Origin of the sequence: Stieleria magnilauensis (assembly GCA_007753675.1) — a bacterium.
Classification (GTDB): domain Bacteria; phylum Planctomycetota; class Planctomycetia; order Pirellulales; family Pirellulaceae; genus Stieleria; species Stieleria magnilauensis.
Map to the genome: position 1 here is coordinate 1,725,157 of CP036432.1, position 11,661 is coordinate 1,736,817.

Consider the following 11,661-nt stretch of genomic DNA (forward strand, 5'->3'; position numbering starts at 1 on the left):
GGAGGGAGGGTCGAGCGCAGCGAGGGAGGGCGAGCCTTAGGTCTGCCGATCACTGAAGGAGCCACGAGAGATCAAAACGGCGACGTTCCTCCGCACGGAAGCGATGTCCTTATCCCGAAGGGATCACAGCGAGTAGCCGGAGGTCAGCGCAGCGCTTAGGTTTGACCACATCTTTTTGTTTGCCGGCGGATGTGTCGAGTTGGCGCGGCTGTGAAACCAATTGTTGATCTTTGTAAATGAGTCAAGCTTGGTAAGGTTGATCTGGTAATTTGGCGATGCCTGGAGTTTTTTCCCTGTGGGAACCGTGGCGTGGAACACACGCTGCGATTGATTCGCGACGGCGGGTTGAGATGGTTGCTGGTGACGGAATGGCTACCAGCACTCGTATCACGGAAGGCCCCCCATGGTTTTGCCCCTGCAGACATTTGGACAAGTCAACTTTGCCAACGCTCAACTCGGCGACAAACGTAGAACAAATCGTCTCGTACAACTCGCTGACTCGATGGCTCGACGACCAAGTGGAACATTGCCACAGAAATTCAATAGCCCCAAAGACCTCAGGGCTTTCTACCGGTTGATGGACCGTGACCAGGTGACGCATGAGGCAATTCTCGCATCTCATCGTGAGGCAACCTGTCTCAAGATCAAGCAAATCAGAGGCCCAGTCCTGATTCTTCATGATGCCACCGAGCTGGATTTTACCAATCACAAGTCACTTTCCGATGACATGGGCCAAATTGGCAACGGCAATCGCCGTGGGTACATCGCGCAAAACAGCTTGGCCGTGAACCCGAAAACACGGCAAGTAATTGGATTGTACAATCAGGTTTTGCACCATCGGGAGGATGCTCCCAAAGACGAACTGACCGCTCAGAAACGCAAGCGTGAATCACGAGAGAGTCGATTGTGGTTGCGCGGTGCCGATCCACTGGCTAACAGCGAGAAACTCGTTGATGTTTGTGATCGAGGAGCTGACACGTTCGAGTTCCTCGAACATGAATTGGCCAGCGGCCGTAGGTTCGTCATTCGTGCCTCTCATAATCGGGCGATCATTCCTGGACATGGCGATCAAGGCAGTAGCGATCAAGCCTGTTACCTTCGCAACTATGCTGCCAGCCTTCCGCCAGCAGGACACTGGACGTTATCGGTAACGAGCAAAGTCGACAAGAAAGTACGGGTTCGCAAAGGCAAAAAGAAATCAGCCAATCGACGGGCTCGTGAGGCGAAGATGGCTGTCTCATTTGCCCCGGTTCAAATCAAACCACCCGCGAAGAAACTAGGAGAACACGGCAACGATCCGCTTGCCGTCTGGGTTGTTCGAGTCTGGGAAGAAGATCCGCCCGCCGGAGAAGAGCGTCTGGAATGGTTTTTGATTACAAACCAACCCGTACTTGATTTTGAAGATGCCTATCAGGTTGTCGGTTGGTACGAATGTCGCTGGATCATTGAAGAGTATCACAAAGGGATGAAAACAGGATGTAGCATTGAGAGCCCGCAATTCACTAGCGAAGAACGTCTGCAGCCAGCGATCGCTTTGATTTCAGTGGTGGCGTTGACTCTGCTGCAAATGCGTGATGCCAGTCGTCGTTGGGACGCAAAGAAACGCAAAGCGACCGAAGTTATCTGCAGCGACTACGTGAGTGTGCTGAGCGCTTGGCGACATGGCCAAATCAAACCCGACTGGTCAATTCACGATTTCTTCTATGCACTGGCGAGACTCGGCGGTCATCAGAACCGCAAATCCGATCACCCACCGGGATGGCAAACGATTTGGCGAGGCTGGAACGACCTCCAAGCGATGCTCTGCGGCGTTGACGCAATGAAGATTGTAAAAAGATGTGGTCAAACCTAAGGCGCAGCGCCACCTCCGGACAACGCCCCCCGTTCCTCTGCCCGACCCCGAACGGGGTCGCAGCGAATTCCAGCCCCCGCCCGCACTGAGTTCGCCACTCTCCTCCAGCCCCTTTTCTAGAGTCACCTGCACGCAGCTCATCAGCGCCGCGGAGCAAACCGCGTTTTGATCTCATTGGTGCACTTCCAACATCCCAAGCCACTCGACTCCGCCGTCACTTGCGTCGTGTGTCCGCTCGGATTCGACTTTCAATCAAAGAAAAACACCCTCTGACCACACGACGCGAGTCACGGCGGAGTCATGCGGCAGCGGATCACACGAAGGGCCACGAGAGATCAAGACGACTGCCGCACCAAAACGCTGACGACCTGCGGCCAGAGGATTCAAGAAGCTGGCGCCAGCCTGACGCCCCGGAGTCCGCCGCAACGCCGCCCCACCGCGACCGCGCGTCAACCGTCGAAGCGGAATACTATTCGATTAAGTTCAACGGCACGCGTCACTGGGCCGGGGAGGTTGAGTTTCCATTTGAAAAAACGGCAAGATCGGCTCTGCGTGCACGCGATGGTTACCCGCCGTTCTTTTTCGCAGCCATTCTATACGCCACATTTACGTCCGCCTTGCCAGCTTTCAGCTGCGTACCGCTTGTCTCGAATCTTAAAGACTTTGGTGCATGAGCAAACAACTCTTTCAACCATTTCTTGTTATCGATCGTAATGAGTAGTGCATTGCCCTCGGAGCGGCAGTTCACCCGAACACCGTCAACGTAGGACGCGCCGCTACCATCCGCTTCAAGCGCTTAAACGTTGGCCTGACCCGTTGACAGCAATTCATCGAACGTCCCAGACTGCGGAAACGCGTCTGGATTGAAGTAGGAAAAGCCAAGCTGATACGTTGTGTCGCTGCCTTTCACGGTAACCATCCAGGAATACTCGCATTGATTCGCCGGACTCACGCCCCACTTCCATTCGCGTCCAATGTCTTCGATTGGAAACGTAAAAATACACTTGTCGGGTAGGACAGTTGCCGTTGGCAGTTTGGTTTCGGATTCGCCGTTTCATCGGCGGACGCTCAAGAGGGCGAGACCAGGATAAGAAACGAAAGAGCGATGATGCGATTCATTTTGGCACTGCCAAAAGTGATTTGGATCGGCAAACGGCGGCGATATGCGGACGGCGGCGAGTGACTCAACCACTGCAAGAACGGCGACCACCGCTGCTCCGTATCATCGCATGGTTCCCCGCTTGAATCGCAATTGTCATCGAGGTGCCGACTGGTAGTAGGCACGCCCAGAATCGCGATCATAGCCGACCCAGACACCGCCGCCATTGCCTTGTAGGTACCCGCAGTATAGACCGTCGCGAATCGTCACACCACGTTTCGCGATCGCCAATGCCAACGCTTCAATCTCAGCTCTGGTAGGGTTGGATGGTTCTTCAGGAAGTGTCGTGGAGAACGCTAAATATCGAGAAATTTGCACAGGCTTTGTGATTTCCGTCAGATCCCACCGCGACCATTCACGGAATTCACGTTCACTGATGTCGAATTCGTAAGCGGTGTTGAGGTATGAGCGGTAATACGAGACGTTTGTTGCAGCATCAGGAAGCCAGTCGACGCTTTGCAGCGACTCGCCGATCTCAACGTCAGTTAGACCGCGGTACGCGCCATAGACGAACCAGATCGCGAACGCGATGAACGCAACTATGAAAAAGCGTTTCTTCATCGAAAAACATTGATGTAGCGCCAGGCGATTGATTTCTGTCGCACAACGATTTGCGAACGATCCGCGCATCCGCAGGAACGCGGATCCATCGCCCGTCAGAACGATGTCGGCTTTCACTTGGGCCGGTGATGGGACTCGATTAGAACGCATCCTGGCTGTGCGTGCCAGCGTTTCAGTCCCAGGCGAACTCAAGTTGAACAGACTCGCTCCATTGCTTGTGCGTAGAACGCCGGTTCACGCAGCGTTACGCCAGCGGCGTGCCACATCAAAGCTTGGGGTCGCGTGAGCGCACCCCAAGATCTGGGAACCACCTCGTCGCCAACCCCGACGGGATTGAACAAAGCGGTTCGCCCACCCCGCTACGCCATTTGCGACGTCCAATCAACACGACGCCAATCCTCCACGCCAAAGCGATGTTCTTATCCCGAAGGGATTACAGCCATTAGCCGGAGGTCAGCGCAGCGCTACCTCCGGACAACGCCCCTTTCCTCACCACGCCCCCGGACGCGGTCGCAGCGAGTGTCCGCATCCCCATCACCGGAGTCAGCGACCCATGCAAAAGTGATCACCACCCCAGGATGCGCAAGCCCAGCGGGCAGACAGAGTGCTTGCCGGGCCCGTCAGGGCCCGGTTCGGAGACACCTTCGGCGCAGGCCTGGAAGGCCGACACAGTGCACAGCGGGTCGAGCCGCAGCGTGGACTCTGTCGCCCTTCCAGGGCTGTCGCAGCAAAGGAAGTTCCCAACCCGGCGGCTCACACCGCCGGCAGACACTCTACCGGCCCTCCGGGCCTCACCCAAGCACAACGCTTGCTGTGATCGCTGCCACGTTCTCCAAACCGACCGTTTCCAAACTCTCTTGCACGCAGTTCATCAGCGTTGTACTAGCACCGGCGTCTTGATCTCATTGGTGCACGTCCAACATCCAAAGCCGCTCGACTCCTCAGGACCGGCGCGTCGTGTGTTCGGTCGGATTCGTCTTTGAGTAAAAGCAAAACACCGTGGACCACACGACGCGAGTCACGGGGGAGTCATGCGGCAGCGGATCACACGAAGGGCCACGAGAGATCAAGACGACTGCCGCACCAAAACGCTGACGACCTGCGGCCAGAGGATTCAAGAAACTGGCGTCAGCGTTGCGGCCTGGAGTCCGCCGCAACGCCGCCCACCGTGACCACACGTCAACCGTTGCAGCGGAAAGCAATTCGATTAAGTTCAATGCTACGGATCACGCGGTCGCCGCGAGCGATCCTCCACTTCACTGACCACGACTCGGCGACTCGTCGTGCATCCGGTTGTTATCGCTCCGGTCGAATCTTCTGCCAATCCCGATAAATCGCATCCAGCATTTCGTCCCAACTATTCACGCTGACACCGGTTCGTAATTTGTCCAGGAATTCTAGTCGCGACGCGTCTACCGGAAAGTCCGGAAATTTCCAGTTCGCATTGCGTTCGTTCACCCGGCATTCAACGTTCTGCACTACGACTAAATCGAGAATTGGGAAGCGTTGCAGATCGCCGTTGGAAACTGAAGAAAGCGCGTCTTGTGGGATGCTGATCGACTGAAGCTGTGAGCTCTTAAATAGCGAGAACCCGGTGTTGGAATAACGTACAGTACCACCTCTCGATTCAATGGCCTTTAAAACATCACGCCGACGTGCGTCTTTGTATGCAAGGATAGCAAAGATTACTGCGCAGATGGAGAGATTTGCCAACATTGCTCGAAGCGAGAATCGCACTGCAAACAGTCGCTTGGTCAGATCAGTCAATGCACTTTCTCGCATGAACTAAAAGGATTAACGAGTCGGCGGCAAAAACCATTGCGATGGCCAAACCGACTCGACTCCGCCGATCCGTTACATCCGATGGTTCTGCAATCTCTCATGGTTCGGACACGGGAACGAGGAAGCCTTGTTGAAGTCTTCGTTCGAGGTTTAGCTCACGAATCGTTAGAGCATCGCACAATACGACGTCTACAATCTTTTCGTGACCATCCCGCTGGAATTGAATCGCGACAACATCACCTGGGCTTGTGTCTCGAATCACCGAAAGGAAGTGCTGCCCCGTCTCTGTCCGCTCTCCTTCAATCCCAATTAAATGGTCACCAACTTCTATTCCCGCGTCCCCAGCAGGACCATCCTCCAATACGCTGGTTAAGATCATCTCGTTGGGAGGCAATCCGAAAGTTACGCCGAGCACTCCATGACCTGGTAGCGTTCCTGTGTGAATCGCAACGACTCCACCGACAAATCGCGGCCGGTTGAAATAGCCGTAGGCAACATAGGTGATGAAAGCAATTGCTGACAGTGCGATAAAAATGGTGAAACTTCGGCTCATAGGGTCTTGTGCAGAACGGCCGGGGTCACCGCGTCGGCGCGATGGATCTGAACTCAAATACAAATTCGACTCGCCGACTGCGGTCCACCACTTGGTTCACGCGGATCGGCCACGACGACAGTTTGAGCCATCTTCGTTGGTTGCCAATGTACTCGATTGAAATCGCCTAGGGAAATCGAGTCTCCCAGTCAGCAGTCGGCGCGTCGGTCGTTAGCGTTGCGTCGACAGGCGTCGGTTCGACTCGCGCGGCCGAGTCGACAGCGCACCAAGAGAGAGAAGGATCACGCAAAGACGCCAAGCCGCAAAGGAGCGGGTTCAAGTCTTTGCGGCTTGGCGACTTTGCGTGAGACCGTTCCAGCAAGTACGTCAGCGCACCTGTCAAACCGTGACATCAGGAGCGAATCACAGGAAACAGAGGTCTGATGAAATCGGTGGGCGCGATTCGAGCGCACCAATCGCAGGCGGGACGTCAGGCGTTGGACATTCGGGGAACCAGCGGTGAAGAGATTGTCCACGAATAGCACGAATGACACGAATGGATTTGCTGCGGCGAAACTGGCGTTCGCTGGCAGCGTGAACAAATTGCGATCGATCCGCATATCCAAAGGCACGCAGATCCATCGTGCGGCAGAGCGTTGTCGGCCATTACGTGGGCGGGTGATGGGGACTCGATCAGAAGGCATCCCGGCAAGGGATGCCAGCGTCTTCGTTGCAGGCGAACTCGAGTTGGATGGCGGGAACAGCGTACGGCGGGCAGCCGTCGGGCGTTGGTCAGGATGCCAACAGAGGTCAGGTACGGACGCGGCATCAAGGCACGTCGCCCGGGCAGCCCCGCCTCCACATCGTCCGCTTCCCGAATCAACTGGCCGCAGTTCATCTGCGATGTGCTAGCAACGGCGTCTTGATCTCACGGGTGCACTTCCAACATCCAAAGCCGCTCGACTCCCGGGGATCGGCGCGTCGTGTGTCCGGTCGGATTCGTCTTTGAGTAAAAGAAAAACACCCTCAGACCACACGACGCAAGTGACGGGGGAGTCATGCGCCTGCGGATCATCATTCCGATGGGATGGTAACGAAGCATCTAGATTCATCATGAAGCATCTCTTTGAGGTTTTGATCGCATAGGGAGGCTTCAGGTTGAGCGATTTGCTACGCGTCTTGACTGCCGGATGAAAACTGTTGAAAGAACGCGACCAAAGACGCATCGCCCGTTCGCTCGGCCGCACTCAACGCCGAGAATCCTCTCGCATCCTTGTGCAAGACATCACCGCCCTGCTCGGCGATGAACTTCGCGATCTCCCAATGGCCGCTTCCGGCGGCGATCGTGAGCGCTGTAAATCCATCGCCGTCCGTAAAGTGGATGTTCGCTCCCCGTTCGACCAATAATTGAACAACCTCCAAGTGGTCCTGGTTTGCAGCCTTCATAAGGGGCGACAACTCCTTTGGCATGCCAGGGTGCGTGTTTTGATCGCCCCCTCGGTCGAGTAGCTCCCGTACTTGATCGAGTCGCCCACCGCGGGCCGCTTCTTGAAGCGCTTTGAAGTCTTCAAACGACGTGTTCATGCCTGCCACCGTTTCTTTCGCCGAACGATTAATCATTGGCGGGCCGACCGAGGTAAGAAAGCGATACTTCGTGGTTGGACTACGGAGCATCACAAACCACCCAATCTTACGGGTCTCCGATCAGCTGGTCAACCAAACGCTCGTGAACGGTGCAGAAGGTGTAGACGAGCGTGCAGGTCTGCTCGGAAGGTGGTGGACGATGTGAGGTGGGAACCTGATGCGGCGCGAGCCCTGCCCGTTGCGCGGGCCCCGTGTTGATCCCGTTGTAAGCGTCGCCGTGGATCTCGGGCCGCTTGCTGCACGACCAACGTGCACGCCTCAATGGTCAGGAGATTCGTTGGCAAACGAGGCCATCTTGGCTCGCCTATTCCGATGTCAATGCTCCCGACGCTTTTGACAGCTCCGACGAAATACGGTCAAACTCCGGAGCGCTCGCACCTAATACCGCTCAATCGACAAGGTTTTGACCAGAGCAGGGCCCGTAGGCTCGCGCCAAACGGCTGATCATCAATTGATATCAGCCGGTTCGCGCCAGCGCGAGCGGCGCCCCTCAATGTCGATTGAGCGGTATTGGGCTCGCGCCCTACCGCTAACAAGACGCGCCCCAATTGGTGCAAAGCAAGTGGCGTTGGGCGAGTCACCTCGGCTCTCGAACGCTTGTCGAGTTTCTCCACCCGACACCGCGCTGACATAAACCTACGGACACTCGGCCTCCCATCCTCTGGCAGGAATTCACGAGATTCCCATCTTTTCTCTGGTCTACTCCCCCCACCCCCGTTCAAATGAAGGGGTCGACTCGAACGATCCCCCACAAGGAGAACATCGCGATGCTCCGCAAACTTCTTCACTTCATGGCGGCTCTGTTGGTTGTTTCAAGCTTCGGGATCGGGACACCGGCGGTCGCCCAGGAGATGCGGGTGCGGGATCTGATCGTTCCGGACGGGGCGACCGAGTACAGCATGATGAAGCGACGCGGTGACGTGCGGTTTCAAATGCCCTCGGACTTCAAAACGGTCGGCAAGCACTACGCCCAGAAACTGACCGAACAAGGCTGGCGTAAATCGGCACGCGACAATCTACAAAGCAGTTTCTGGGTCCAGACCTTTGCCAAAAACAACATGACCCTGGTCGTCCGCGTGAGTGAAGAAGACAGTGGCAGCGCCGTGCGTTTGACTCCCACCGGAATGATGTGGGAAGAAGACGACCAACCGACGCCCAAAGAATTGCCGATCCCTGACGACGCCACCGACCTCGAATACAGCGACTTTTTCGAAACCGTCGAATTCAAGACCTCGTCCGACCTGAAAACCGTTCAAAAGTTCCTCGTTGAGGAACTTGAAAAACGCAACTGGACCAAGGACAAGACGACGATGGATTTCGACCACTACGTCAGCATGAATTTCTCACAGAAAAAGTCAACGCTGAAGGTCAACCTGACCGCCGAGGAGGACGGCTGCGAAGTCGAATTTCGAACCGAGGGCATGCAGTGGGACGGAATGAAGGAAGAGATCGCGCGGATGAAACAGGAAGCCAAGCAGGCGAAGCAAGCGGCAAAAGCGATCGCGGCCGAAACGGCAACGCAGGAGGACATGGTCGAATCATCGGTGGCACTACCATCACGCAAAGAAAAAGCGAAACAAGGCATCGCCCAAATGCCCAAACTTCCCAACAAGGGCACGATCGTGATGGATGGCACCACCTATGAACTGCCGCACGTGATCGCGTACGAAGTCTTTCAATATGACGAGTGGAGGACGAAGATTGTGGCAACTCCAAAAGCCGTCAAACAGGACACGCTTCTCGCGCGACTCCGCAAGACCGGCAGCGACGAAGACGACGAGGGCGGTCCCTCTTGGCCGCAGCCGCACTTGCTGGTCGTGTTGGATGAAGACGACCAACCGGGTCAGTTGAACCTGCAAGCCGGTGGAACGCCCGGACACGGATCCGGCGACGAACTTGTCGGCACCGCGCTGGTCGAAGACGGCCGCGCGCGCGGCACTGTCGCACTGAGGGAACCCGGCGACTTTTTCGACAAGGTCTACACCGCCGAAATCAGCTTCGACGTGCCCGTTTTGACTCGCCAGTCCACGCCCGTCAAACGGCTCGCCGATGCGCCCAAGCTGGCCAATTCCGGCAAGCTGGTCATGGGCAACAGGACCTACAACCTGTCCAACGTGGTGGCGTATCCCGTGATGTTCTTTGACGATCCGATGACGTCAATTGTCTTCTCGGAAAAACCGCTCAACATGACCAAGTTGACCGCGGCCTTGGGCAGACCCGCCGCAGACGATTACTTTGAATTCACGCCGCAAGTCAAATTGCTGGTCGACGCCGACGACAACGTCAGCTCCGTGTCGATCTGGGCTGACAACAATAGCGTCGGCAGCAACAGCGACCTGGACGACGCCATCGTGATCGAAGACGGACGTGCCCGCGGAACAGCGAAAATGACCAAGCCCGGTGAGTTCTTGGACACCAAGTACAGTTTCGACGTCAGCGTCGACGTCAACATCCTTGGCAAGAAGTCTTCCGCCTCCCAGAAACCGGTCGGCGGACTGCCCGCAGACAGCTACGACGCGTTGCCGGTGCCGCAGGGCCACGAGGGAATCCAAGCCGAAGGCAGCCCGTTCCGCAAAGTGATTCAGACGACCGTCGCCGCGGAACTGGGCGCCGTGGTGGATTTCTATCGCCGTCAGCTCGCGTCGGGACAATGGGGCAAATGGGACGCGGCGGCGCAGGACACCATGATCGATCGCCAGAGCGCCGAGCTGTCGTTTACCGGGCCCACCGGCGGACTGTTGGTGCAGCTGGTCGGCAAAGGGACGGAAACGGCGATCACGCTGGTGTCACGCGATGCCCAAGCCGCCAAGGCCGCCGGTTTATGGCCGGCACCGGGCAAGGCGCGATTGTTCCTCGCCAATGATACTGCCAGCCCAGTCGTGCTGACGATCAACCGACGCGACTACACCATCGCCGCGGGTGCGGGTGCCAGAGATCCCAAGACGGGGATCAACTGGGAAGTCGCCCCCGGGAATTACACCATCGAAATCAAACCGGCCAGCGGATCAGGGCAGTCGGAGAAGTTGAAAATCAAAGCAGGCACCACGACGGGCGTGATCGTCACGTCTTCGGGCGCATTCATGAAGGTGGATCTCTACTGAGGCTGCGGTTTGCTGGCAGGCAGGCATCCACGCGACCTGGCGAAATGGTAGGAAGATTTTGGAGGTAGGAATAATCTTCCTACCCTCTCCCGGCCTACATCCCCAGATTCCCCAAGTACTCCACGCCTTGCTGCAGTTCCGCGAGCGAGGAATCATCTCGCCCGACGATGCACGGCCCGCGAAAGCCGACGTCTTCCAAGGTGGCGAAGATTTGCGGGAAATCCGCGGTGCCTTCGCCGATCGGCACGTGAAGCCCCCGTCCGGCGGCCAAGTCGAGCACGCCGTCGGTCGCGCACACCACTTGAATTCGCTGGCGAAGCAGTTTGACGGCATCGAAGACACTGTGCCGGTTGACAATCAATCGGCCGGGATTGAGCGCGACGGCGACAAAACCGTCTTCGTCCTTGTCGAGCAGGTCGGCGAGGGTTTTGCCGGATTCCGCGCCGGTCTCGGCGGCCAAACAGGCGCCCACCTTGGCGCCGTGCCGGCCCAGATCGCTGAGCACCGCTTGCAGCGATTCATACCGGGGGTCCGTCTCATCGTCGGGAATGAATCCGATCGAATTGATCACCGTTCGCGACTTCAACTTGTACGCCAGAGCCATCGCCGCCTTGGTCGCTTCGATTCGGCGTTGCAGGTCCTGGGGGTTGTCGTATCCGCGTCGTGTTTGGAACCGCAGACTGGCGACCGACAAGTTGCGTTCGTCCAACATTTTTCTCAGATGCCGTAGACCGGTTTCGGAGAGCGATTCGGGATGAATCTCGCTGCGGGCATTGAGTTCCACCGATCGCATGCCCATTTGGGCGGCGACATCGAGCGCACGTTTCAGGGGCAATCCAAGCGAATCGACGCGGATCGCAAGGTTCAGTTCAGCCATGGGGTGTGGTTTTCAAGAAGGTTAGGAGGTCAAGTCAGCTCAACCTTACAACCACAACCTCGCAAGCGGAAGTCGTGGCTACCGAGGGGGCTGAAGTAGGGCATGCTGTGCATGCCGGTGGTCGCGCACGCCAACCGTCACACGCAGCGTGAC

Annotated in this window: 7 protein-coding genes; 2 read left to right on the forward strand and 5 right to left on the reverse strand. The window is 56.9% G+C overall.

The annotated features are described in order from the left end of the window. Nucleotides 1–403: 403 nt before the first annotated feature. Nucleotides 404–1,852, forward strand: coding sequence for an IS4 family transposase (locus TBK1r_RS06370; protein ID WP_145208234.1), 1,449 nt, complete (start codon nucleotides 404–406; stop codon nucleotides 1,850–1,852). 1,255 nt (nucleotides 1,853–3,107) lie between these two features. Here the strand turns inward: TBK1r_RS06370 and TBK1r_RS06375 are convergent. From TBK1r_RS06375 to TBK1r_RS06390, 4 genes are all read right to left on the reverse strand, one after another. After that, complete coding sequence (locus TBK1r_RS06375) at nucleotides 3,108–3,689, reverse strand: hypothetical protein (protein WP_145208236.1); 582 nt, start codon at nucleotides 3,687–3,689, stop codon at nucleotides 3,108–3,110. A 1,179-nt stretch (nucleotides 3,690–4,868) separates the two neighbouring features. Next, nucleotides 4,869–5,339 carry a hypothetical protein gene (locus tag TBK1r_RS06380; RefSeq protein ID WP_145208238.1) on the reverse strand — a complete coding sequence of 157 codons (471 nt, stop codon included), beginning with the start codon at nucleotides 5,337–5,339 and terminating at the stop codon, nucleotides 4,869–4,871. Nucleotides 5,340–5,451: 112 nt separating this feature from the next. Further along, nucleotides 5,452–5,907, reverse strand: coding sequence for a PDZ domain-containing protein (locus TBK1r_RS06385; RefSeq protein WP_145208240.1), 456 nt, complete (start codon nucleotides 5,905–5,907; stop codon nucleotides 5,452–5,454). A 1,149-nt stretch (nucleotides 5,908–7,056) separates the two neighbouring features. Next, nucleotides 7,057–7,506 (reverse strand): ankyrin repeat domain-containing protein, encoded by a 450-nt coding sequence (locus tag TBK1r_RS06390; protein WP_419581035.1) that lies wholly within the window; start codon nucleotides 7,504–7,506, stop codon nucleotides 7,057–7,059. Nucleotides 7,507–8,297: 791 nt separating this feature from the next. Here TBK1r_RS06390 and TBK1r_RS06395 point away from each other — a divergent pair. Next, nucleotides 8,298–10,631 carry a hypothetical protein gene (locus TBK1r_RS06395; protein ID WP_145208244.1) on the forward strand — a complete coding sequence of 778 codons (2,334 nt, stop codon included), beginning with the start codon at nucleotides 8,298–8,300 and terminating at the stop codon, nucleotides 10,629–10,631. 94 nt (nucleotides 10,632–10,725) lie between these two features. Here the strand turns inward: TBK1r_RS06395 and TBK1r_RS06400 are convergent, their stop codons facing one another. Beyond that, nucleotides 10,726–11,508 (reverse strand): sugar phosphate isomerase/epimerase family protein, encoded by a 783-nt coding sequence (locus tag TBK1r_RS06400; RefSeq protein WP_145208247.1) that lies wholly within the window; start codon nucleotides 11,506–11,508, stop codon nucleotides 10,726–10,728. Nucleotides 11,509–11,661: the final 153 nt, after the last annotated feature.